General features: G+C 58.1%; 23 protein-coding genes and 1 pseudogene. 14 read left to right on the top strand and 10 right to left on the bottom strand.

Features of this window, described 5'->3' with window-relative positions; genetic code table 11:
* The first annotated feature begins 54 nt into the window (after window positions 1-54).
* From ACLH0J_RS08460 to ACLH0J_RS08450, 3 genes are all read left to right on the top strand, one after another.
* Window positions 55-4,959, top strand: coding sequence for a DEAD/DEAH box helicase (locus tag ACLH0J_RS08460; RefSeq protein ID WP_023109107.1), 4,905 nt, complete (start codon window positions 55-57; stop codon window positions 4,957-4,959).
* 360 nt (window positions 4,960-5,319) lie between these two features.
* A complete protein-coding gene (locus tag ACLH0J_RS08455; RefSeq protein ID WP_306341803.1) occupies window positions 5,320-5,652 on the top strand; it encodes a helix-turn-helix transcriptional regulator in 333 nt (110 codons plus the stop codon).
* The gene (locus tag ACLH0J_RS08450) at window positions 5,652-6,707 is read left to right on the top strand and encodes an AAA family ATPase (RefSeq protein WP_017735525.1); all 1,056 of its coding nucleotides are present in this window, start codon (window positions 5,652-5,654) and stop codon (window positions 6,705-6,707) included. Before ACLH0J_RS08455 ends, ACLH0J_RS08450 begins: the two co-directional genes overlap by 1 nt.
* A gap of 144 nt (window positions 6,708-6,851) precedes the next feature.
* Here ACLH0J_RS08450 and ACLH0J_RS08445 read toward each other — a convergent pair whose 3' ends face one another.
* The 3 genes from ACLH0J_RS08445 to merR form a co-directional block, all read right to left on the bottom strand.
* On the bottom strand, window positions 6,852-7,685 hold the full coding sequence (locus ACLH0J_RS08445) for a hypothetical protein (RefSeq protein WP_023109108.1): 834 nt from the start codon (window positions 7,683-7,685) through the stop codon (window positions 6,852-6,854).
* A gap of 128 nt (window positions 7,686-7,813) precedes the next feature.
* Window positions 7,814-8,389, bottom strand: coding sequence for a recombinase family protein (locus tag ACLH0J_RS08440; protein ID WP_017735523.1), 576 nt, complete (start codon window positions 8,387-8,389; stop codon window positions 7,814-7,816).
* A 185-nt stretch (window positions 8,390-8,574) separates the two neighbouring features.
* The gene (merR, locus tag ACLH0J_RS08435) at window positions 8,575-9,009 is read right to left on the bottom strand and encodes an Hg(II)-responsive transcriptional regulator (protein WP_000429838.1); all 435 of its coding nucleotides are present in this window, start codon (window positions 9,007-9,009) and stop codon (window positions 8,575-8,577) included.
* A 71-nt stretch (window positions 9,010-9,080) separates the two neighbouring features.
* Between merR and merT the strand changes: the two genes are divergently transcribed.
* Genes merT through merE form a run of 6 tightly spaced genes read left to right on the top strand, consistent with a single transcriptional unit; the run spans window position 9,081 to window position 12,228 of the window.
* On the top strand, window positions 9,081-9,431 hold the full coding sequence (gene merT, locus ACLH0J_RS08430; RefSeq protein ID WP_001294667.1) for a mercuric ion transporter MerT: 351 nt from the start codon (window positions 9,081-9,083) through the stop codon (window positions 9,429-9,431).
* Between the two features lie 15 nt (window positions 9,432-9,446).
* On the top strand, window positions 9,447-9,722 hold the full coding sequence (merP, locus tag ACLH0J_RS08425) for a mercury resistance system periplasmic binding protein MerP (RefSeq protein ID WP_000735441.1): 276 nt from the start codon (window positions 9,447-9,449) through the stop codon (window positions 9,720-9,722).
* 2 nt (window positions 9,723-9,724) lie between these two features.
* Window positions 9,725-9,970 (top strand): mercury resistance system transport protein MerF, encoded by a 246-nt coding sequence (merF, locus tag ACLH0J_RS08420; RefSeq protein ID WP_000654684.1) that lies wholly within the window; start codon window positions 9,725-9,727, stop codon window positions 9,968-9,970.
* On the top strand, window positions 9,967-11,613 hold the full coding sequence (gene merA / locus ACLH0J_RS08415) for a mercury(II) reductase (RefSeq protein WP_411391058.1): 1,647 nt from the start codon (window positions 9,967-9,969) through the stop codon (window positions 11,611-11,613). The genes merF and merA overlap by 4 nt, the downstream gene beginning before the upstream one ends.
* A gap of 16 nt (window positions 11,614-11,629) precedes the next feature.
* Window positions 11,630-11,995, top strand: a complete 366-nt coding sequence (gene merD, locus ACLH0J_RS08410; RefSeq protein WP_003465059.1) for a mercury resistance co-regulator MerD — start codon at window positions 11,630-11,632, stop codon at window positions 11,993-11,995.
* Window positions 11,992-12,228, top strand: a complete 237-nt coding sequence (gene merE / locus ACLH0J_RS08405; protein ID WP_001087809.1) for a broad-spectrum mercury transporter MerE — start codon at window positions 11,992-11,994, stop codon at window positions 12,226-12,228. Before merD ends, merE begins: the two co-directional genes overlap by 4 nt.
* Before the next feature lie 52 nt (window positions 12,229-12,280).
* Here the strand turns inward: merE and ACLH0J_RS08400 are convergent, their stop codons facing one another.
* From ACLH0J_RS08400 to ACLH0J_RS08385, 4 genes are read right to left on the bottom strand one after another with little or no spacing between them, the layout of a single operon-like run.
* Window positions 12,281-12,895: a recombinase family protein gene (locus tag ACLH0J_RS08400; protein ID WP_000904941.1), complete on the bottom strand. Its 615-nt coding sequence runs from the start codon at window positions 12,893-12,895 to the stop codon at window positions 12,281-12,283.
* Window positions 12,896-12,955: 60 nt separating this feature from the next.
* Window positions 12,956-14,173 (bottom strand): TniQ family protein, encoded by a 1,218-nt coding sequence (locus ACLH0J_RS08395; protein ID WP_054881237.1) that lies wholly within the window; start codon window positions 14,171-14,173, stop codon window positions 12,956-12,958.
* Entirely contained in the window at window positions 14,170-15,078 is a 909-nt protein-coding gene (locus ACLH0J_RS08390) for a TniB family NTP-binding protein (RefSeq protein ID WP_003465065.1), read from the bottom strand. Before ACLH0J_RS08390 ends, ACLH0J_RS08395 begins: the two co-directional genes overlap by 4 nt.
* Before the next feature lie 2 nt (window positions 15,079-15,080).
* The gene (locus tag ACLH0J_RS08385; protein WP_003465068.1) at window positions 15,081-16,760 is read right to left on the bottom strand and encodes a Mu transposase C-terminal domain-containing protein; all 1,680 of its coding nucleotides are present in this window, start codon (window positions 16,758-16,760) and stop codon (window positions 15,081-15,083) included.
* A gap of 267 nt (window positions 16,761-17,027) precedes the next feature.
* Here ACLH0J_RS08385 and ACLH0J_RS08380 point away from each other — a divergent pair, with 267 nt between their 5' ends.
* Window positions 17,028-18,068, top strand: a complete 1,041-nt coding sequence (locus ACLH0J_RS08380) for a DUF4431 domain-containing protein (protein WP_262049556.1) — start codon at window positions 17,028-17,030, stop codon at window positions 18,066-18,068.
* Here ACLH0J_RS08380 and ACLH0J_RS08375 read toward each other — a convergent pair.
* From ACLH0J_RS08375 to ACLH0J_RS08365, 3 genes and pseudogenes are all read right to left on the bottom strand, one after another.
* Window positions 18,007-18,705 (bottom strand): inovirus Gp2 family protein, encoded by a 699-nt coding sequence (locus ACLH0J_RS08375; RefSeq protein ID WP_262049557.1) that lies wholly within the window; start codon window positions 18,703-18,705, stop codon window positions 18,007-18,009. The two genes, ACLH0J_RS08380 and ACLH0J_RS08375, sit on opposite strands and share 62 nt — an antisense overlap.
* A gap of 368 nt (window positions 18,706-19,073) precedes the next feature.
* Window positions 19,074-20,048 (bottom strand): annotated as a pseudogene (locus ACLH0J_RS08370) (YifB family Mg chelatase-like AAA ATPase); the annotation flags it as partial.
* 126 nt (window positions 20,049-20,174) lie between these two features.
* Window positions 20,175-20,435, bottom strand: a complete 261-nt coding sequence (locus tag ACLH0J_RS08365) for an accessory factor UbiK family protein (RefSeq protein ID WP_010567183.1) — start codon at window positions 20,433-20,435, stop codon at window positions 20,175-20,177.
* Window positions 20,436-20,856: 421 nt separating this feature from the next.
* Between ACLH0J_RS08365 and glnK the strand changes: the two genes are divergently transcribed.
* The 4 genes from glnK (at window position 20,857) to sutA (ending at window position 23,633) form a co-directional block, all read left to right on the top strand.
* On the top strand, window positions 20,857-21,195 hold the full coding sequence (gene glnK / locus ACLH0J_RS08360; RefSeq protein ID WP_002555808.1) for a P-II family nitrogen regulator: 339 nt from the start codon (window positions 20,857-20,859) through the stop codon (window positions 21,193-21,195).
* Between the two features lie 34 nt (window positions 21,196-21,229).
* Window positions 21,230-22,567, top strand: coding sequence for an ammonium transporter (locus ACLH0J_RS08355; RefSeq protein WP_411391604.1), 1,338 nt, complete (start codon window positions 21,230-21,232; stop codon window positions 22,565-22,567).
* Window positions 22,568-22,778: 211 nt separating this feature from the next.
* Complete coding sequence (locus ACLH0J_RS08350) at window positions 22,779-23,204, top strand: secondary thiamine-phosphate synthase enzyme YjbQ (protein WP_010567185.1); 426 nt, start codon at window positions 22,779-22,781, stop codon at window positions 23,202-23,204.
* A 102-nt stretch (window positions 23,205-23,306) separates the two neighbouring features.
* Window positions 23,307-23,633 carry a transcriptional regulator SutA gene (sutA, locus tag ACLH0J_RS08345; protein ID WP_010567186.1) on the top strand — a complete coding sequence of 109 codons (327 nt, stop codon included), beginning with the start codon at window positions 23,307-23,309 and terminating at the stop codon, window positions 23,631-23,633.
* Window positions 23,634-23,709 lie beyond the last annotated feature (76 nt).

The raw sequence follows: 23,709 nt of genomic DNA, 5'->3' as shown, positions 1-23,709 counted from the left end.
CGCCGATTTGGCGCCTGTAATGCGCCAGGCGCAGTCCAAAAGGAATTCCTACCGATGTCAGCCTTATCAGCTTTGCTGAATACCTACCGCAGCGCTTCTGTCACCGAACGCGAAAAAGGTACTTACTTCGAAGAGCTGATTTGCACTTACCTCCGCAACGAAGCCACCTACCGTGACCTTTACGACAGAGTATGGACGTATGCGGAGTGGGCGAAGGAACAAAGCCTCAGTGGCAAGGATGCGGGCATTGATTTAGTGGCTCGCACCCAAGGCACCGGCGAGTACCACGCCATCCAGTGCAAGCTGTACGCCGAGGACTACAAGGTCCAGAAGAAGGACATAGACAGTTTCTTCACCGCCTCGGGCAAGGCACCGTTCTCGCACCGCTTCATCGTCGCCACCACCAACAACTGGAGCGAGCACGCTGAGGACGCGTTGCAGGGCCAGCAGCCTCCGGTCAGTAAAATCGACCTGCAAGCCCTGGAAGACAGCCAGATAGACTGGGCCAAGTACCAGCCCAATCAGGCAGTCGCTCTCAAGGCCAAGAAGCAGCTGCGAGAGCACCAGCAAACCGCGTTGAATGCCGTGGCCGCTGGCCTCAAGGACGCAGAACGCGGCAAGCTGATCATGGCCTGCGGCACCGGCAAGACCTTCACCAGCCTGAAAATTGCCGAGCAGCAGGCCGGTAAGGGTAAGCGTGTACTGTTCCTGGTGCCCAGCCTGTCGCTGCTATCGCAGACCCTTACCGAATGGACGCAGGAAAGCGCAACCCCGCTCCACAGCTTTGCCGTCTGCTCCGACAGCGACGTTGGCAAGAAGCGCAAAGCAGAGGATGACGCGGTTCAGGTGTTCACCCACGAGCTACGCTACCCAGCCACCACTAAGGCAGATCGCCTCGCAGCGGAAATGCTCAAGCGCCATGATGCCGAGCACATGAGCGTAGTGTTCTCCACCTATCACTCCATCGACGTGATCAGCCGTGCCCAGGCTGATCATGGCCTGGCCGCTTTCGATCTGGTGATCTGCGACGAAGCGCACCGCACCACGGGCGCCACCTTTGGCGACGATGACGAAAGCAACTTTGTGCGCGTTCATGATGCCGACTACATCCGCGCCACCAAACGTCTGTACATGACCGCCACGCCGCGCATCTACGGTGACAACGCGAAGCTCAAGGCCGAGTCCGGTGAAGTCACCCTGTGCTCGATGGATGACGACGCGCTCTACGGCAAAGAGCTGTTCGTCATCAACTTCTCCGAGGCCGTTCAGCGGGGCCTGCTCACCGATTACAAGGTGCTGGTACTCACCGTCGAGGAGAGCACCATCAGCCGGCGCCTTCAGGAGATGCTGAAGGACGAGAACAACCAGCTCAAGGTAGACGACGCCGCCAAGATAGTCGGTTGCTGGAAGGCGCTGGCCAAGCAGGGATTGGCCGAAAACCTGGTGGGTGATGATCAGCCCATGAGGCGCGCTGTAGCTTTCTGCCAGGTCATCTCGCCCAACTACAAGGGCACCAAGCACAAGGTCAGCTCGATCAACATCGCCAGCATGTTCCAGTCGGTGGTGGAGGCTTATCAGGAGTCAGAAAACATCGATGAGGCCTCACGCATCATCTGCGAAGCCGCACATGTCGATGGCGGCATGAACGCCAGCGCCAAGGAAGCCAAGCTCAACTGGCTTAAGGAAGAACCGCCAGCCAACACCTGCCGCATCCTCAGTAACGTGCGCTGCCTGTCGGAAGGTGTGGACGTACCGGCGCTTGACGCCGTGCTCTTCCTCACCCCGCGCAATTCCCAGGTCGACGTTGTGCAATCGGTGGGCCGGGTGATGCGCAACGCACCGGGTAAAAAACGCGGCTACGTGGTGCTGCCCGTGGTCATTCCGGCCGGCATGGAGCCCCACGAAGCGCTTAATGACAACCAGACCTACAAAGTGGTCTGGCAGGTGCTTCAGGCACTGCGTTCGCACGACGACAGCTTCGACGCCATGGTCAACAAGCTCGACCTGATCGGCTCTGACCCGCGCAAGATGGAAGTCATCGCCATCACCGACAAGGCCGATAAAAAAGCCAGGAAAACTAGCGGCACCAGCAACGGCCAGGCAGGCAAAGGCCAGTACGGCATTGGTGAGAAACGCGCTAAGTACGATGTCGAAGGCCAGATGACCCAGCAGGCGGAGCTGGCCTATGAGGTGGGGGAAATCGAGAAGGCCATCTACGCCAAAATCGTCGACAAGTGCGGCAACCGCCATCACTGGGAAGACTGGGCAAACGACATTGCCAAGATCGCCCGCACCCATATTGACCGCATCCAGGGCATCTTGGAGAACCCGGCCAACATCCAAGAAAAGGCTGCCTTCAACGCCTTCGCCGCCGAGCTGCGCGACGACCTCAACGACAGCATCAGCGATGGCGAGATTGTCGAAATGCTCGCCCAGCACCTGGTAACCAAGCCGGTATTCGATGCGCTGTTTGACGAGTACAGTTTTGCCAGCAACAACCCCATGTCCAAGGCCATGCAAGGCGTGCTGGACGCGCTTCATGAGCACCACCTGGCCAAGGAAGCTGACACCTTGGAGAAGTTCTACGCCAGCGTGCGTCAGCGCGCTGCCGGCATCAACAACGCCCAAGGCAAGCAGAAGATCATCGTCGAGCTGTACGACAAGTTCTTCCGCAACGCCTTCCCCAAGATGACCGAGCGCCTGGGTATCGTTTACACCCCGGTCGAGGTGGTGGACTTCATCCTTCACAGCGTCAACCACCTGCTGCAACAAGAGTTCGGTCAGACCCTGGGCAGTAAGGGCGTCCACATCATCGACCCCTTTACCGGCACCGGTACTTTTATCACCCGCCTGATTCAGTCAGGTCTAATTAAACCGGAAGAGCTGCCGCATAAGTACAAGAATGAAATCCACGCCAACGAGTTGGTTTTGCTGGCCTACTACATAGCTGCCATCAATATCGAAGCTGCCTACCACGGCGAAGTAATCGATGAGTACGCGCCGTTTGAAGGTATCTGTCTGACCGACACCTTCCAAATGTACGAGAAAGACGACCTGGTGGACGCCCTGTTGGAGGACAACAGCGCTCGGCGTAAGCGTCAGAAGGCGCTGGATATTCGGGTGATTGTGGGTAATCCACCGTATTCGGCGAAGCAGGATAGCGGTAATGACAACAATGCTAATTTGGCCTATCTCAATCTCGATTCCTCCATTCGTGAAAGTTATGCTGCGCGCTCAGCTGCGACCAATAAAAACGCCTTGTACGACAGCTACATTCGAGCTATTCGATGGGCCAGTGATCGTATAGGGGGAGCAGGCATTATCGGATTTGTAACCAATGCGGGGTTTGTTGAATCCAACACAGCAGATGGCGTTCGCAAGTGTTTGGTGGATGAGTTCTCCAGCCTCTATGTGTTCCATTTACGTGGTAATCAGCGCACAAGCGGCGAAACCTCCCGCAAGGAAGGTGGCAAGATTTTCGGCAGTGGCAGTCGCGCCCCTATCGCAATCTCATTGTTGGTCAAGAACCCTCAATCACCGGCTCACGGTCAGATTTATTTCCACGATATTGGTGACTATCTCAGCCGCGAGGAAAAACTAGAGCTGATCGCCAGCTACGTCAGCGTGGAAGGCATTAGGAATTGGCAAACCATCACCCCGGATGAGCACGGTGACTGGCTCAAACAGCGTGACGACAGCTTCAACCATTTCATAGTTTTGGGCGATAAGGAGGACAAATCAGCACCGAGCTTGTTTGAGAACTACTCACGAGGAGTTGAATCGGGACGAGACGTTTGGGTTTACAACTCAAGCAAAATCGCTGTGGCTGAGAATGTCAGCGATATGCTGGCCGTCTATCACAAAGAGGTGACGGCTCTCACCAACGCCGATCTGAAAGGAACAAAGAAAGATCGGATTGCCCAAGCTGTTCAATTGGTTTGTAACGACCCCACAAAAATTAGCTGGACAAGTAGCTTGTTAGCCGATGCGGCGAGCGGTATTCAGCATAGCTTCGATGGCGATGCTCTATGTCATGCCCTCTACCGACCATTTACCAAACAGTGGCTGGTTTATGATGCGTCTGTTATTCATCGAGTAGGCCAGATGCCACGAATTTTTCCAAGATCGCCTAGTCAGAATATAGGAATTTGTGTTCCTGGCTTAGGCGGGGATAAAGGATTCTCGGCACTAATAGTTAATCGTATTCCGGATCTGAATTTGGCTCCAGGCATGGGGGGATACCAATGCTTCCCCCTCTACCTCTACGACGAAGCCCCCCACCCCGCAGAGAACGATCTCTTTTCCAAGTCAACTGAAGGTGGCTTGCGCAGCCGCAATGCAATTACTGACACCGGCCTTGCTCATTTCCAAGCAGCCTACCCTGGCGAGCAGATCAGCAAAGAAGACCTGTTCTACTACGTCTACGGTATCCTCCATTCCCCGGACTACCGCGAGCGCTTTGCCGACAATCTGAGCAAGGAGCTGCCGCGTATCCCGGCAGTGAAGAACGCCGTCGACTTCTGGGCGTTCAGCAAGGCTGGCCGTGCCCTGGCCGAGCTTCACCTGAACTACGAAACCGTCGAGCCCTACCCGCTGACCATCGAGGCCAAGAGCACGCTCACCGACGCAGATTACCGCGTGGAGAAGATGAAGTTCGCCAAGAAGGGCGACAAGAGCGCCGTCATCTACAACCACCGCATCACCCTCAAGGGCATCCCTGAGGCGGCATGGGACTATGTGGTCAACGGCAAGGCCGCGTTGGACTGGGTGATGGAGCGCCAAGCCGTGCGCACCGACAAAGCCAGCGGCATCGTCAACGACGCCAACGACTGGGCCGTGGAAACCATGGGCAACCCCAAGTACCCTCTGGAGCTGTTCCAGCGCGTGGTCACTGTTAGCCTGGAAACCCAGAGAATCGTCAAGGCGCTGCCCAAGCTCGATATCGCTACAGATAACTAGTTGAGCCCGATAAACGCTGAGCTCTCAGATAACCACTGCCCTGGTTGGGCACCCTTTCCCAACCAAGGCAGAGCACTGCTGATTGCCAGCCCGGCACTCTCATGTTAAAAAGTCTCCGTCCCAAGCGATCCCTATCGATCCGCAAAGGTCCGCCACGTCGCCTTGGTAACGACGTTAAAAACTTTCGCCTCGTTCGCATCCGCTGAACGGGCCGCAGCAACTGCAATTGGTTGATTTGCGTATCTGGCAGAACACTCTCAGTCCGTTGTGCCCCTAGAAGCCTTACGGCCCTAGAATTTCTGTAGCCCACAACGACCTCCGACGCTACCGAACATTAATCTCGGAAACGCGCATATACCTATGCGTGTGGCAAATGCCCCTGCTCGCTATATAGCCAGCCGATATCCGTCTTTTACCCTTTTTAGCAGTAGTGCCGGAGGACGCTGCCTCACGCTTCAGGACCTAGGACTCAAATCTATGGCAATGCACGTTAGCAACTTTGACGACGTCAGCGACGATGACAAAATTCTTCGTTTACGCGATGTCGAGGCAATCGTCGGACTAAAACGCTCAACGATCTACCGCAAAATATCGGAGGGCCTTTTCCCGCGACAACGTCTTTTGTGCGGTTCCAGCGTCGGCTGGCGTAACAGCGAAGTCCAGGCTTGGATTCGGCAAAGGGAGGCTTTGTAATGCAGCCCCAAACACCTCAACAGCCAGGCTGGATGGTGGAACTCACAGCAGCGGTCGATATTCCAGTGGAAAAGATCCAGTGGATTTGGCCAGGCTGGCTGCCAAGGGCAAAGCTATCCATTCTTGCCGGCGCTGGTGGGTGCGGCAAAACCACGTTGGCAATCTCGCTGGCAGCCAGGCTTAGTAAAGGAGATGCCTGGCCAGATGGCAGCAAATGTGAGGCCGCAGGCAACGTCATAATCTGGAGTGGTGAGGATGGTATAGCTGACACGATAATTCCTCGCCTTACGGCTGCAGATGCAGACCTAAACCGCGTGCACATTATCGAAGGGCTCAGGGATCAGAGTGGGAATAGGCGACAATTTGATCCTGCAGCCAACTTTGCCCTTTTGAACGAGGCAGCCACACGGATTAACGGCGTTTCATTGCTGATTTTCGACCCACTGATCAACCTCATTCGGGGGGACATGCACCGAGCAAACGAAGTTCGACAGGGGCTACAAATGGTAGTGGATTTTGCAGAGCGGCATTGTTGCGCTGTCCTCGGCATATCTCACCTGAGCAAAGGTACGGCCCAGTCCTCCGCAGCTAATCGTGTAATCGGCAGCCAGGCATTCTCCGCGCTCGCTCGCACTGTACTGGTGGCAGAGAAGGATCAGAATTCAGAAGCCAGGGTGCTTGTCCGAGCCAAGTCTAACGTTTCGATTGATAGCGGGGGGATCGAGTATTTCGTTGAGCCCATCGTTATAGACGAGCAGTTGGAGACAACCTGCATCCGATGGGGAGAGGCCATCGAAGGAAGCGCTGAAGCCATTCTGGCTGCTATCGAGCAAACGAACAGCCCAATACCAGCATCAGCCATTCAAGAAGCGTGCAGCTTTCTGGAGGAGACGTTACAAGCTGGGCCTGTTGCAATCACTGCGTTGAAGTCTCTAGCTGAAGAGTCTTGCATTTCGTGGGCATCAGTTCGTAGAGCTCGGAAAAAGCTCGGTATACGGTCACACAAAACAGGTATGCAGGGCGGATGGGCATTGGGACTGCCCACCTCTTCCTGAAGGTGCTCAACGAATATCGAAGGTGCTCAATACTCGTCTTGAGCGCCTTCGCTTTTATTGAACACCTTCGACTCGCGCGAGAGTCTGTATGACTGATTCCGCAGATAAAATCCCGACACGCCAGTAGCACTGGTCGACCACGAACTACTTCCCAATGAAATAGAGATTGCCGTTCTTGTTGTAAATCGCGGCAGGCCGGAAGTCCTTAGGCCAATTCCGCCCAGGATAGTATGCATACATCCATTCGGGCAGGTGACGAGCAATACCCGCCAGCGCATCCATGCCGTCCTTATCAGCTCTGCTAGCGTCAGCAAATAGTTCGCCTGAGGGATCGGTCAGGAAAATCGGGCCGTAGGCTTTCTCGGCCGAAATGAACGCTGGCGCAGCGCTCGCCGGAGCGTCGAACGGCGCGGGGTTCCCAGCAGCCAAATCTGCAAGCCTGTCGTATTTCTTGCCTGATCCGTCAGCGTACTTAGCCGGCTCATGACGCAACTTTGAGATTTTTCCACCAAAGTATTTTTCTCTCGCATCAAGCCAGGCCGACCTGACCAACGCAGATGCCTCCTTCGGGTTAGACGCGAGTTCCTCAGGCACCCACGCAGCAACCTGGTAGCGATAGACAGGGCCAGCACTGCCACCACCCAGCAAGAATAACCCGACGCCAAGAGAGGCTGCGCCTGCGCTGCTAAAACCAGTTGGAGGCGACACGTATCCCAAACCCGCCGTTGCTAAACCTCCAGAGCTTCCCGAAGATCGCGGCGCGCTCAGGTTATCTACTTCATTCCCGACCATTACCCTTGGAATATCGCGCTGACCATCGATGCGCATGGCTTCCAGAACCAACATGGCATCGGACCATTTTTCGCGAGGAACATCTTTAGGTTCTGGCAACGTTACCTTCGGGGTACTGGAGCAACCCACCAACGCAACCAACAGCAAGGTACCAACGCATCCCTTCACAGAAAAAAGCACCGACATGAAAACGCCCTATTTTTATTCAGTGGTAGTCCGGCACACTTAGAACGCCGGAGATATCCTTCACTTGCCTGCTAGGTCATAGCGCCCAAAATTTTCTGGGCAACTTCAGCGGAAAACAACACCACCACTTAAACGACCGCAGATGATTTCGGCGAACCGACGTAGCGGTAAAGCGTTGTTCGAGAAACGCCATACCGTCGGGCAACATCGGTTACCTGTATCTCAGGATCTCTGAGAAGAGCTCGTATCTCACGCACCTGACGATCATCCAGCGCAGGCTTGCGTCCACCTTTTCTCCCACGGGCACGAGCCGCAGCCAGTCCTGCACGAGTTCGTTCTCGAATGAGGTTGCGCTCAAACTCAGCCAGGGCAGCGAACACGTGAAAAATCAGCTTGCCGGCAGCGCTGGTGGTTTCGATTCGTTCAGTTATGGATTCGAAGGCCACCCCTTCCTGCTCCAAGCTACTGACAATCCCAACCAAGTCAGGCAAAGAGCGACCGAGGCGGTCCAGTCGCCAGACAACCAGAGTGTCACCGTTACGCAGAGCTTTAAGGCAATGCCCCAGCTCCGGCCTGTCCGCCGACTTGCCGCTCATGGTCTCCTCGTAGACTGTTGAGCACCCAGCCAGAGCAAGTGCATCTCGCTGCAGGTCGAGGTTCTGATCATCAGTCGACACTCGGGCATATCCAATCCGCTTTCCCATACGTTTTTCTCTCACTGATTTCGGTACAGGAAAAGTGACAGGAAAGCGGTAAATCCCAAGTCCAAAATGTCACTTTCAGAAGGCGACAGCACGAAATATCAAAAGTCGACCGCACGGTCTTTTCTGACGTTGGAGTCGCCTCAGAAAACGGAAAATAAAGCACGCTAAGGCGTAGTTCCCTCGGGCTACACCGCGTCCGCACTGCGCGGTTCTTTCTTCCCTTGCAGTGACGCAATCAGCGGGCAGGAAACGTTCCCCTTCCGCGCATGGCAGGCGCACACCAAATCAGACAGCACGGCCTCCATGCGCGCCAGGTCAGCCATCCTCTCGCGCACGTCCTTGAGCTTGTGCTCGGCCAGGCTGCTGGCTTCCTCGCAATGGGTGCCATCCTCCAGCCGCAGCAGCTCGGCGATCTCATCCAGGCTGAAGCCCAACCGCTGGGCTGATTTCACGAAGCGCACCCGCGTTACATCCGTCTCGCCATAGCGGCGAATGCTGCCGTAAGGCTTGTCCGGTTCCGGGAGCAAGCCCTTGCGCTGATAGAACCGGATGGTCTCCACATTGACCCCGGCCGTCCTGGCGAAAACGCCAATGGTCAGGTTCTCCAAATTGTTTTCCATATCGCTTGACTCCGTACATAACTACGGAAGTAAGCTTAAGCTATCCAATTCAGATTCGAAAGGACAAACGTATGTCTGAACCTCAAAACGGGCGCGGCGCGCTCTTCACTGGCGGGCTGGCCGCCATCCTCGCCTCGGCTTGCTGCCTCGGGCCGCTGGTTCTGATCGCCTTGGGGTTCAGCGGCGCTTGGATCGGCAACTTGACGGTGTTGGAACCCTATCGCCCCATCTTTATCGGCGTGGCGCTGGTGGCGTTGTTCTTCGCCTGGCGGCGCATCTACCGGCCGTCAGCCGCCTGCAAACCGGGTGAGGTTTGCGCGATTCCCCAAGTGCGAGCTACTTACAAGCTCATTTTCTGGGGCGTGGCCGTGCTGGTTTTGGTCGCGCTCGGATTTCCCTACGTCGTGCCATTTTTCTATTGATCACAGGAGTTCACCATGAAAAAGCTGCTTTCCGCCCTTGCCCTCGCTGCCGTTGTTGCCCCCGTGTGGGCCGCCACCCAGACCGTTACGCTGTCCGTACCGGGCATGACCTGCTCGGCCTGTCCGATCACTGTCAAGAAGGCGATTTCCAAGGTCGATGGCGTCAGTAAAGTTGACGTGACCTTCGAGACGCGCGAAGCGGTGGTCACCTTCGATGATGCCAAGACCAGCGTGCAGAAACTGACCAAGGCTACCGAGGATGCGGGCTACCCATCATCAGTCAAGAACTGATCATGAAAGACCCGAAGACACTGCTGCGGGTCAGCATCATTGGCACAACCCTCGTGGCGCTGTGTTGCTTCACCCCTGTTCTGGTCATTTTGCTCGGTGTGGTCGGCTTGTCCGCGCTGACCGGCTATCTGGACTATGTGCTGCTGCCTGCGCTGGCGATTTTCATCGGCTTGACCATCTACGCCATCCAACGAAAACGCCAAGCCGATGCCTGCTGCACCCCGAAATTCAATGGAGTAAAAAAATGACCGAAATCACCGTGAATGGCATGACCTTCACATCCTGCGCCACCCATGTCAAAGATGCTTTGGAAAAGATTCCCGGCGTGAATGCCGCTGTGGTGTCCTATCCAGAAAGCCGCGCGCAAGTCATGGCAGACACCGCCGTGAGCCACAACCAACTGCTGGCCGCCATCGCCGCATTGGGTTATCAAGGCTCGATCCGGGTTGGTGATTTCAAAGATGAACCAAAAATCCGTGATGCACTTGAGGGCGCCGGTTTGCATATCGCCATCATTGGCAGCGGCGGGGCCGCGATGGCGGCGGCGCTGAAGGCCGTCGAGCAAGGCGCGACGGTCACGCTGATCGAACGCGGCACCATCGGCGGCACCTGCGTCAATATCGGCTGTGTGCCGTCCAAGATCATGATCCGCGCTGCCCATATTGCCCATCTGCGCCGGGAAAGTCCGTTCGACGGCGGTATTGCGGCAACTGTGCCTGCGATTGACCGCAGCAAACTGCTGGCCCAGCAGCAGGCCCGTGTCGATGAACTGCGGCACGCCAAATACGAAGGCATCCTGGACGGCAATCCAGCCATCACCGTTTTGCACGGTGAAGCGCGTTTCAAGGACGACCAGAGCCTGGTCGTCCGTTTGAACGAGGGTGGCGAGCGCGAGGTAACGTTCGACCGCTGCCTGGTCGCCACCGGTGCCAGTCCGGCCGTGCCGCCGATTCCGGGCCTGAAAGAGTCACCCTACTGGACTTCCACCGAAGCGCTTGTCAGCGACACCATTCCCGCACGCCTGGCCGTGATCGGTTCGTCGGTGGTGGCGTTGGAACTGGCGCAAGCCTTTGCCCGGCTCGGCAGCCAGGTCACGATCCTGGCACGCAGCACCTTGTTCTTCCGGGAAGACCCGGCCATCGGCGAGGCCGTGACAGCCGCTTTCCGCGCCGAGGGCATCGAGGTGCTGGAGCACACGCAAGCCAGCCAGGTCGCCCATGTGAACGGCGAATTCGTGCTGACCACCGGACACGGTGAATTGCGCGCTGACAAGTTGCTGGTTGCCACCGGTCGGGCACCGAATACGCGCAGCCTCGCGCTGGACGCGGCGGGGGTCACTGTCAATGCGCAAGGGGCCATCGTTATCGACCAAGGCATGCGCACGAGCAACCCGAACATCTACGCGGCCGGCGACTGCACCGACCAGCCGCAGTTCGTCTACGTGGCAGCGGCCGCCGGCACCCGTGCCGCGATCAACATGACCGGCGGCGACGCAGCCCTCAATCTGACCGCGATGCCGGCAGTGGTGTTCACCGACCCGCAAGTCGCCACCGTGGGCTACAGCGAGGCGGAAGCGCACCACGATGGCATCGAGACCGACAGTCGCACGCTGACACTCGACAACGTTCCGCGAGCGCTTGCCAACTTCGACACACGCGGCTTCATCAAGCTGGTCATCGAGGAAGGTAGCGGACGGCTCATCGGCGTGCAGGCGGTGGCCCCGGAAGCGGGCGAACTGATCCAGACGGCGGTGCTCGCCATCCGCAACCGCATGACGGTGCAGGAACTGGCCGACCAGTTGTTCCCCTACCTGACAATGGTCGAGGGGTTGAGGCTTGCGGCGCAGACCTTCAACAAGGACGTGAAGCAGCTTTCCTGCTGCGCTGGATAAAAAAAGGAGGTTTTCAATGAGCGCCTACACCGTGTCCCGGCTGGCCCTTGATGCCGGGGTGAGCGTGCATATCGTGCGCGACTACCTGCTGCGCGGATTGCTGCGTCCGGTGGCGTGCACCCCGGGCGGCTATGGCCTGTTCGATGATGCCGCCTTGCAACGGCTGTGCTTCGTGCGGGCGGCCTTCGAGGCGGGCATCGGCCTGGACGCGCTGGCGCGGCTGTGCCGGGCGCTGGATGCTGCGGACGGCGATGAAGCGGCCGCGCAGCTTGCCGTTCTGCGCCAGTTCGTCGAGCGTCGGCGCGAAGCGTTGGCCGATCTGGAGGTGCAGTTGGCCACCATGCCGACCGAGCCGGCACAGCACGCGGAGAGTCTGCCATGAACAGCCCCGAGCGCTTGCCGTCCGAGACGCACAAACCGATCACCGGCTACCTGTGGGGCGCGCTGGCCGTGCTCACCTGTCCCTGCCATTTGCCGATTCTCGCCATTGTGCTGGCCGGCACGACGGCCGGCGCGTTCATCGGAGAGTACTGGGGTATCGCAGCCCTCACGCTGACCGGTTTGTTCGTCCTGTCTGTGACACGACTGCTGCGGGCCTTCAAAGATCGATCATGAGCGCTTCCCATTGAGACAAACCACGCTGTCGCTACGTTGCCTCATGCCGGCATCAAATTCGGCTGAGTAGCTTCTCGCCATCTGGACGTAGCTCACCCTTGGGTGAAACATGCCGATACAGGGTCTGCCGCGTGACGCCAAGTTCCTGGCACAGGTCGCCGACCTTGGTCTCTGGCTGACCCATTGCCGCCATCGCCAGCCGCAGCTTGGCGGCGGTCATCTTGAACGGCCGGCCGCCTTTCCGCCCGCGCGCGCGGGCCGAGGCTAGGCCGGCAATCGTGCGCTCCGCGATCAACTCGCGCTCGAACTCGGCCAGGGCGGCGAAGATGCCAAAGACCAGCTTGCCGGCGGCGGTCGTGGTGTCGATGGCCGCGCCGTGCCCGGTTAATACCTTCAAGCCGATGCCGCGCCCAGTCAGGTCGTGCACGGTGTTGATGAGATGTCGCAGGTCGCGTCCGAGCCGATCCAGTTTCCACACGACCAGTGTGTCGCCAGTTCGCAACGCCTTCAGGCAGCTCGTCAAGCCGGGCCGATCCTCGCGCATGCCGGATGCCTGGTCCTCGTAAAGATGTACTGGATCGACCCCGGCGGCAATCAGCGCGTCGCGCTGCAAATCGGTAGCCTGGGAGCCGTCCGCCTTCGATACCCGCATGTAGCCTATCAGCATGTCGTACCTGTCACATATACGTTCGATTATGTGACAGCGTGAGCCAGAAAGTTCTCGCCGTCAAAAACTGTCACTTAACCCGTCATTTAGTCTAAGACCTGCAAACGGCCATTCAGGCTCGTAATGTGACAAAAACTCCGGCGGGATGCCCTCCTTGGTGAACGTGGCGCGCAAACGTTCCAGGGATTCGGGGTCGCGTCGCCCGTAGGACGCCAGTGTGAACAGCAAGCGGGCCGTCTCCGGGTTGTGTCGCGCTTCAATGATGGCCTCATCGATGGCCTGGGCTGCTCGTTGCCAGTGGTTGATGGGTTCCGGCTTCGGCACCTTCGCCGGCAGGCCGTTGGTGAAACCAGTGTGCGGCTCCGTCTGAAACAGCGCGGCCTGTTCCCCGCGCGGGATCAGCGCCTTTGACTCGATCAGCGTGATGGCGGTGGCCGCCGCCTCCAGCATCTGCCACTGCACCGCCGGGGCCAGAATCTCGTAGGGACGCCACAGACTCTGCCCGGCGCGCAGCGGATGGCCGCAGCGCTCCCAGACATGGCGGATGCTCGCCGAGCAACTGCCGCAGTGCGAGAGCGGCGTGTTCAGCTCAGCAAGCAGGGTGCGCAGCAGCCGGAACCACAAGCCGGCGTGGACACGCCGACGCGGCAGCTCCACAAAACCCGTCGTCAGCGCCTGCCAGGTGCGCCGGTCCATGCAGGCGATTGCGTCATCGGCAGGGCGCGGCGCAGCATCGGCGATTTCCCACTGAAGATACCGGCCGGGCATGCCCCAGTAGGACTCCAGCCAGCAGCCATGCTGCGGGCAGCTCAGCATCAAGGGGAGCTGCCAGACGAGTAGCACAGCTTGATTCGTTGGATCGTTCAGACACTGCGGACACGCCCGGCGAATCGTCTGGCTCGGTAGCCAGGCACGCCAGCGAGTGATGGACCGCACCTTGCGGGTGCGCTTGGGCAGGAGCACCGCGCATTGGAATGTATAGGTTTCCAAGGCTGCTGGTACCGAATCGTCGAGACTGTCGAGCAGCCACGGCACCCAGCCTGCAAGACTCATGCTGCGCAACCGCTCCAGCTCGACGCCACTGCGCTGGCAGAGCGCCGTCAGCAACGACAAGGATGGTGCGGTATCCAGGTCATCAAGTTGGCTGTGACCAAGATCGTGGGCCAGCAGCTCGTGCACGTCCATCTGGTAGCAGGCGGCGACCCGGTTGAGCCATGAGGACAGGGCTTCGCCTTCCTTGGGTGCCGGATGCAGCGGCCAGCGCGGCGCGGACTTCACATCAGTTCCCGCTCGAACTGTCGCCGCCGCTCACTGGGGCCGATGTAGTCGGCCATGCTGAGCGTGCGGTGGTTGATCGCTTCCTCGCCACTCTCCACGGCGGCGACGGCCGCCGCCACCAGCAGATGTGCAAGCTCGCCGATGGTGCCTTCGCTCCGGGTGAGCAGGTAGCGGGCCATGTCCAGCGTGGCAATCGGGGATGGCCGCCGTAGCGGGAGTGACGCCGCGAAGCTGGCCAGCAGCGAGCAGCAGTCCTCATTGGCCTCCCACGGCGGCAGCAGCATCGGCTCGAAGCGGTTTTCCAACTGATCGTCCGAACGGATGGCCAGGTACGCCTCGCGCGTGCCGACCCCGACCAGGGGGATACGCAGCTCGTTGCCGAGGAAGCGCAGCAGGTTGAGGAACTCGCGCCGGTTAACGCTGTTGCCAGCCAGTACATTGTGCAGTTCGTCGATCACCAGCATGCGCACGCCGACCTTGCGCAGCAGGGCCAGCGCCAGTTGCTCCATTTCCGGCAGCCGTGGGCGCGGGCGCAGCGGCGCGCCCATCGCAGCCAGCAGCGCGACATAGAAGCGGATCACCGATGGCTCTGACGGCATCTGCACGACCAGCACCGGGATATGTTCTTGGTCAGCGTCGGTGCCGACCGGGTGCGCCCGCCGGAATTTCTCGACGATCATCGACTTGCCGTTGTTGGTGGGGCCGACCAGCAGCAGGTTTGGCATGCGTTGCTTGTTCGGCCACGCATACAGAGTTTCCAGCCGGTTCAGCGCCTCGACCGCGCGCGGGTAGCCGATCCAGCGGTCGGCGCGAATGCGCTGGATGCGCTCGTCTGCCGGCAGCCTGGCCAAACCCTGTGCCGCTGGCAGCAGGTGGGACAGGTCAATGACGGGATATTCGTCCACGGCTACCACTCCTCGATCTGATCGAACGGTTTGGCCGGCGGCAGGTTGTCTGCCTGCGGGTCAGCCATGTCCACATCCGGCGGTATGGGCTTGGCCGGTGGCTCCGACGTCTTGAGGTGCTGGCGGCGATCAGCGTCGCGCCGCGCCTTGCGCGTGGCCTTCTGGGCGGTGGTCACGATCTCGCGCATCTGCCCGATCATGCGGAACAGCGCCGACTCGTCCACCTGCTCGCGCCCGAGCTGACGCAATTTGGCCAGCGCCTGGCGTTGTTCCCAGAGGGTGACGGCCGGATGGGACAAGGTGCGGTAGTGGATCTCCAGATAGTGCTGACCTTCCGGTTCCAGTACCCAGATGCGGCTGATGTCGCGCGGATCGCGCCGGATCAGGAAGGCGGGCAAGCGCTCGCGCCGGGCAATCCACGGCTTGAGGGCGTCGGCGTAGTAGTGGATGTGGTCGATGACAAAGCCGGTGCGGGTCAGGGTGCGGCGGATCACCGGCAGGAAATCGACCAAAAACGCGGTGGGGCGGGTAACGACGGCCGGGACGCCAACGCGCTCCACGGCCTCGGCCCAGCGCGCGGCCGGCGGCTGGAGCAGGCCGTTGTGCACGGAGCCGTGATAGGTGCCTACCGCCAACGCGAGCCAGCGCTCCAGCTCGCGCAGCGTCAGGGTGGCCATCTTCTCGGAATCGTACTCGCCGCGCTGGCCGGGATTGGAGAAGGTCGTCCCCGGTAATTCGTCGTGGATCATCTGCATCGCCGTGCCGATGATCCGTTCCACGATGCCGCCGTAGTGCGGCTGGCCTGGTGGGCGATAGTCCAGCCGGATGCCATGCTGTTCGCAGCCACGGCGCAGCGCTTCGCTTTTGAACTCGGCCGCGTTGTCCAGATAGAGCAGCCTGGGCTTGCCGCTCATCGGCCAGTCCATTTCCACATTCAGCCCTTCCAGCCAGGGCCGCTTGTCGCAGGCGGCATGCGCGAGGCATAGGCCGACCGAGACGGCGGACGGCGCTTCCAGCGTGACCACCATGCCGAGTACGCAGCGCGTGAACACGTCGATGGCGAGGGTCAAATATGGGCGGCCAATCGGTTGCCGGTCGCGCTCGTCGACCACGATCAGGTCGATGACGGTGTGGTCGATCTGCACCTGTTCCAGCGGCATGGTGACTTCGGGCGGAATGCCACCCGCGCCTTGCAAGGGACGGGCAGCGTCCTGCCCGCCCCGGCTGCGGGCTATTTTCGCCGGGTGTAGTCCGGCAATCCGCTGGGCCACGGTGTTGCGCGCCGGCACCGGCAGCTTCTGGGTTTTGCACGCCTGCGCGACTTCGCGGTGGAACGCCGCCAGGCTGCGTTTCTGCTTGGTCAGGAAGCGCTTTTGCAGCAGCTCGCGGATGATGCGCTCGACCGGTTCCGGCAAGCGCCCCTTGCCTTTGCCGCCGCCGGATCGGCCGGGCGTCAGGTCTGTTACCAGGCCAGTACCCTGCCGGGCGCGACGGATCAGGACATATACCTGTCGCCGGGACAGGCCCAGCGCTTGGGCTGCCTCATCGGCGGCTTCATGCCCGACCACCTCAAGCGCTGCCAGTGGCCCGATGATTTCCGTCCGGTGCCGGGCTTGCGCCCATGCCTCGTCGGGCAGGGTGGCCACGCCTTGCGCGGCAATCGGTGGAGTGTCTGATGTCATGCCCAAACCTCGCTTTGGTGCACACGAGTATTGAGCATAGTCGAGATTGGTGCAGACGACTCCTGATATTGGGCTGTCAGGAGCCGTATGCACACCAGGCGTTACATCCAGTCAGATGGTGCGGTCGTCTTCTGAAAACGACAGTGTCTTTGATTAAGGTTTAATGATCTGCAAGGGGTCTATATCTTCCAGAAGCTTGTTTTTAATTTGACTTTCTAATATTGTTATAGATAGGCAACTTTCAATAAACTAGACCGGGCAGTCAATATGAGAGCAACTATTTTAGCAATCCCCCTGCTGTCGGCTATATGTCAAATTAGTTTCGGAAGCGAATGCGTGCTGGAAGGTGGGGAGGTCACCCTGTATGGCAGTATCAACAAAGAAACCTTTCCCGGTGCACCGAACTACGAAAGCGTCGAAATGAGCGATGAGGCTGAATCTGTACAAATATTGAAAGCTAATAAAGAGATATGTGTCACTGGGACATACCCAGATAGCGAGCAAAGCTTTAAACTCACAAATCTTTCAAAGTTCCACCTTGTATTTGATACCCCTTACTCCATCAAGGATGACGCTGCTGCGGAAAATTTCATTGTCACTGGTCACATCTATTCTGCTGTAACTGGTCATCACCACACACCAGCCATCCTTGAAGTAAGTAGGGTTGAAACTGCATCAGGCAACGTATCAAAAAAAGACAAGGTTACAGATGCTGGTAAAATTGCGATGAAAGCTAATCAAGGAATGGGTGGTACTCATTCCAACGCCAAGTCAACGACTAACTCAACCACTGTTCCCGATTACTGCGAAGGTTTTTCATCTGAAGCATGTTCACGGATCAGGGCGGTGGTTGAAGCCAACATCCGCCCGTCCTACTGTCTCGATGGAAATGTCATAACCAATAGTGCCCCGAACATGACATCGGAACAATTGCAGATCTGTAATACTATCGCAGAACGTACCTACGCGAACGCTGTGGATCAAAGAATTAGCGATGCCAGGGCGGCGGTGAAAGAAAGCTGGACGCAGTACCAAGGCATTATTACAACGATAGATACGGGTTATCGTTGCGATGTGATCAATGCAATGTCAGCAAATCTTGCAATTACAAAAATTCAAGAATTTATGGATGACGAAAAAGCAAAATATGGACTCATCGGAGACGTCAATACCAGTATTGAAACCGCGACTACAGATGCAGTTCATGCCAGTAAAGCTGAAGTTGAAAATGGTGCCTGTAAGCGTATTACTCCAGCATGGCGTGGAAAAATTCGTGCTCTGGTTTCGGATCTAATGCCAAGGCCGTAGTCCCTGTTTTGTATTTTAATCTAGAATTTGAATACCGTTTGTGGTGTTCACCTGTCCCGAAATTTTTGCTTCTGACTTTGCAGATGTAGCTCAAATGGAAAAAGGCCGTGCTAAGTTCATTGTGGTTGTTTCGGTTGATTACGTGACAACTACGTTTTGACGGCCTCACGGAGCCGCCTGAGAGCTGCTTCCAGCGATTATAAATCAACTTCCATATGTGGGTAGGGGTCTCGCCGTAAAACGTCCCCAGTCGAACGGTGGAGCTTAATCCGACATAACAATGATAATGGCCATTTTCCGATTCGCCCACTTCTCTTGCCCAGCAATGGATGACATTTATCTGCTTGTTCCATTTTGGACTTGAAAGGTCTTGTTTTATTTGCTTGAAAAATTTTGTGACCACTAGGTTGGCCGATGTAGCAGGCATATAATCCATAACGGGCAGATGAAGATCAAACCGCAACAGTTGTACTCGGGAATGGTGGGTCAGCAGCGCGTTGATCTGACCAAGCATTGGTTTAAGCAAGCTCGTGTATACACCGAGATTTCTAAATTTCCCTGTGTTGATTGCTACATCTTCGTACGTGGATTTGTAGGTGATTTCACTTTTTGGTTTGCGATTCTTTGATGCTGGCATTCTCGTTATCCTTCGTTGGTTTTTCCCTAATGCCTTGTATTGGATATTACTAAAGTGCAATCACGCACACAGCGGTACACCGCAGTTGGACTGGGGTTGATTGGATTTAGGTATCGAAGAAACAGGATTAAGGTTGATTGAATCCTACCACCGTTTCAACAGGTTCTAAACACTTTCACTAACGTTCTATTTGATGCTAATAAAAAATTGATTGCATCAAATAGTGCAGCCAAAATTACTACCATTTACATGGTTTCAGATGAAGTAATGAGGTTGCGTCATCATTCACCCTTATTGATCTCGTTGATAATAAATGGTCACAAAAATGCTGTACAAATATACAGTATTATCGGTTTTAATTAATATGTGAGATATATACAACCATTCTCCAGTGGCTCGCGCAAAACCTCCAGCACCTTGCGATCAAACTCGGGCAGTTCATCGAGGAACAGCACCCCATGGTGGGCCAGGGTGATTTCCCCCGGTTGTGGCTTCGACCCGCCGCCTACCAGTGCAGGGCCTGATGCCGAGTGATGTGGCTGACGAAATGGTCGATGGGGCCAATGGCTCAGCGGCGCCAGGCTGACCACGGACTGAATCGCCGCGACTTCAAGGGCCTCCTGCTCGCTCAACGGCGGCAATAAACCGGGCAGGCGGCTGGCAAGCAACGTCTTGCCGGTGCCGGGCGGCCCGCTGAACAGCAGGTTGTGCGCGCCCGCTGCCGCAATCAGCAACGCGCGCTTGGCTGCCCATTGGCCCTGAACTTCACTCAGGTCCGGGTAAGGTTTGTTCAAGTACCGCAAACCGTCGGACTTGTAGGGCTCGATCGGCACATGCCCATTCAGGTGCGCCACCACTTGGAGCAGGTGGTCCACCGCAATCACCTTCAGCCCGGAAGCCAGGCATGCTTCCTCGGCATTGTGCCTGGGCACTATCACCGTGCGCCCGGCCTTGCGCGCCGCCAGCGCTGCCGGCAGCACGCCCTTCACCGCGCGCACCTCGCCGGACAACGCCAACTCTCCCAGGCATTCCACGTCATCGAGCATCAACGCCGGTACCTGCACACTGGCCGCCAGGATTCCCAGGGCAATCGCCAGATCGAAACGCCCACCGTCCTTGGGCAGATCGGCGGGCGCGAGGTTGAGGGTGATACGGCGGGAGGGGTATTGCAGGGCTGAGTTGAGAATGGCACTGCGCACACGGTCCTTGCTTTCCTTGACTGCCGTTTCCGGCAGACCGACCAGCGTCAGCGACGGCAAACCATTGGCCATATGCACTTCGACGGTGACGGCAGGGGCTTCGACGCCGATCTGGGCGCGGCTGTGGACAATGGCGAGGGACATGCTCGTTCCTTGAAAGTGGGGGCCGCTTCCTGCGGTTTTTCAAGGGTAGATGAGGTGGGGAAGAATGAGGCGGGGAGGTTTTACAGAACGTATCCAGAGGGGGCTGCCAGCCCCCAGTGGTTGAGCTTATTCGGCGGGCGGGTTCAACCGCGCTTCCAATTCCGCGACTTTCGCCTCCAGGCTCTCCAACCGCGCACGCGTGCGGGCCAGCACGACCATCTGGCTGTCGAATTCTTCCCGGCTCACCAGGTCCAGCTTGCTGAAGCCACTTTGCAGCAAGGCCTTGAACTGGCTTTCGATTTCATTGCGGGGCAGCGGGGTGTCACCGCTGAACAGGCGAGAGGCGTGGCCGCTCAGGGCGTCGAGGAGGTCTTTGGGCGCGAGCATGGGAAATATTCCGGAAACTGTTGGCCGGCAGTGTATCACGCAGCGTCTATAGTCTTTTCCAGGTCCCGTTGCGCACGCTTTTCGCGCAGGGTGCCAGGAGGCGGTGCACTGTTTTCGTGCGCATTGCAGCCGCCGTGAAGCCCCGCAGGTGGGCATAAGTGAGCAAGGGACTGATTTCAGTGATTTTTACGGAGCTGGCAAGGTTTCTGCTTAGACGATCATGACCCATGCACTGATGCAGTCGCTGTGACGAATGCAGTGCGCCGACGGATCAGGGGTACAGGTTTCGTCACCAGTGGTTCGCTGGCGTCGTAATGGCAACTGCTCTTGCGACGACGCGTTACAAAGCCAGGCGCTGCGCTTAGACTTGAGACGGGTTTGTTTTCCTGGGGCAAGTCCACCAATTCGGGAGAGAGTTTTCATGAAGCTAGTCACTGCCATCATCAAGCCGTTCAAGTTGGACGATGTACGCGAGTCGTTGTCCGAGATCGGCGTGCAGGGCATTACCGTTACTGAGGTCAAAGGCTTCGGTCGGCAGAAGGGTCACACCGAGCTGTATCGCGGCGCGGAATATGTGGTTGATTTCCTGCCGAAGGTGAAGATTGATGTCGCCATTGACGACAAGGATCTTGATCGGGTTATCGAGGCGATAACCAAGGCCGCCAACACTGGCAAGATCGGTGACGGCAAGATCTTCGTGGTCAATCTGGAACAGGCTATTCGCATCCGTACCGGCGAAACCGATACCGACGCAATCTAAGCCGCCAAACCCCAACGCCCCAGGAGAAAACAATATGACTCTGCGTAAATTCGCAGGGCTCGGAGCCCTGTTGTCCATCGTAATGCCCAGCCTGGCTATGGCGGCAGACGAAGTGGCGGCTCCAGTCCTCAATTCCGGCGACACCGCATGGATGCTCACATCCACTGCGCTGGTGCTGTTCATGACCATCCCAGGCCTGGCGCTGTTCTACGGCGGCATGGTGCGCTCCAAAAACATTCTCTCCGTGATGATGCAGTGCTTCGCCATCACCGGTCTGATCAGCATTCTGTGGGTCGTCTACGGCTACAGCATTGCGTTCGACACGACTGGCATGGAGCAGGGCGTCGTCAACTTCAACTCCTTCTTCGGCGGTATGGGCAAGGCGTTCCTGGCGGGTGTCACGCCGGCCAGCATCACCGGCCCTGCGGCGCTCTTCCCTGAAGCGGTGTTCATCACCTTCCAGATGACGTTCGCCATCATCACCCCGGCGCTGATCGTCGGTGCATTCGCAGAGCGCATGAAGTTCTCCGCCATGCTGATCTTCATGGCCATCTGGTTCACCCTGGTCTACGCGCCGATCGCACACATGGTCTGGAGCGGCAACGGTGGCCTGCTGTGGGACTGGGGCGTGCTGGACTTCGCTGGCGGTACCGTCGTGCACATCAACGCCGGTGTGGCTGGCCTGGTGGCGTGCATCGTACTCGGCAAGCGTAAAGGCTACCCGAGCACCCCGATGGCCCCCCATAACCTGGGTTACACCCTGGTCGGTGCGGCCATGCTCTGGGTCGGCTGGTTTGGCTTCAACGCCGGTTCCGCCGCAGCTGCCAACGGTACTGCCGGTATGGCGATGCTGGTGACCCAGATCGCAACCGCTGCCGCCGCCCTGGGCTGGATGTTCGCCGAGTGGCTCACCCACGGTAAGCCAAGCGCACTGGGCATCGCCTCGGGTGTGGTTGCCGGTCTGGTCGCTGTGACGCCTGCTGCTGGCACCGTGGGCCCGATGGGTGCCCTGGTGATCGGCCTGGTTGCTGGCGTGATCTGCTTCTTCTGTGCCACCAGCCTCAAGCGCAAGCTGGGCTACGACGACTCCCTGGACGCGTTCGGCGTACACGGTATCGGCGGTATCGTCGGTGCAATCCTCACCGGTGTTTTCGCAGCCCCTGCGCTGGGTGGCTTCGGCACTGTGACTGACATCGCGGCCCAAGTCTGGATTCAATGCAAAGGCGTTGGCTTCACTGTGATCTACACCGCCATCGTGACCTTCATCATCCTCAAGGTGCTGGACATGGTCATGGGCCTGCGGGTTACCGAAGAAGAAGAGGCGGTCGGCCTCGACCTGGCGCAACACAACGAACGCGGCTACAACTTGTAAGTACGCAAAAAAAACATGCCCGGCTTGCCGGGCATTTTTTTGTCTGGCGTTTGTCATTGATAACAAGCTGTATCGGTTTTTGCGCTCCGTTTGTGATGGAGCGCACGTGGCATGTTTCAGTGTGCGTATGTCTTACAGCCCTGTGGGCGTATTCGGCACTTTGTTTTTTCCCAGAGCACGCTAGAATGCGCGCCGATGGGCGGAGAACTGTATGTGGCAACAGACCCTGATTACCCTGCGGGCCAAGCCCCGGGGCTTTCACCTGGTGACCGACGAGTTGCTTGCCGGCTTGCCTGAATTGAAGGCTTGTCGCGTGGGCCTGTTGCACCTGTGGCTACAGCACACCTCGGCCTCGTTGACCGTCAACGAGAATGCCGATCCGGCGGTTCGTCGGGACTTCGAGCGTTATTTCAACTCGCTGGTGCCGCAAGGCCTGGCAGGGTTCGAACACAACGACGAAGGCCCGGATGATCTGCCGGCGCACTTCAAGGCCAGTCTCCTGGGCTGCCAGCTGAGTTTGCCGGTGAAGGCCGGCCGCTTGGCGATGGGGACCTGGCAAGGTGTTTATCTGGGCGAGCACCGTGATCATGGCGGTGCTCGTAAAGTCCTCGCCACTTTGCACGGTGATGGGGCATAAGCCACTGGTTATCCGGTGGATGTTGATTTTTTTCCGGCAACCTCGACAGAGGGTGAAGCTGGGCTATAACTAATCTGCTTTTCGCAAGTCATGAGGTAGAACATGAGCGACGATGATCTGGAAAACGACGAACTGGAAGTAGGTGACGAAGACGACACCGAGGAAGGTCTTGAAGCGGCGGCGGAAGACGTTGCTGACGACGACGGCGGTGACGATGTTCCTGTTCCGGCTGCTAAAGGCAAGGCCAAGGCCGCTGTTTCGGTAGACGAACTGCCGAGCGTCGAGGCCAAGAACAAAGAGCGCGATGCGCTGGCCCGTGCGATGGAAGAGTTCCTCGCAAAAGGCGGCAAAGTGGTCGAGGTCGAGCCCAATGTGGTTGCAGACCCTCCCAAGAAGCCGGATAACAAGTACGGCAGCCGGCCTATTTAAGTCCTGCGCATGCTTGCGTGAAAAAGCCCGCCGTCGCTGCGGGCTTTTTCATGTGGGATGTCCCGTCCTGAATAAG

The sequence above is a fragment of the Pseudomonas sp. MPB23 genome (assembly GCF_046605395.1).
Classification (GTDB): Bacteria; Pseudomonadota; Gammaproteobacteria; order Pseudomonadales; family Pseudomonadaceae; genus Aquipseudomonas.
The sequence above is the reverse complement of the archived record's forward strand: the minus strand, read 5'-3'. Positions and strand labels throughout refer to the sequence as shown.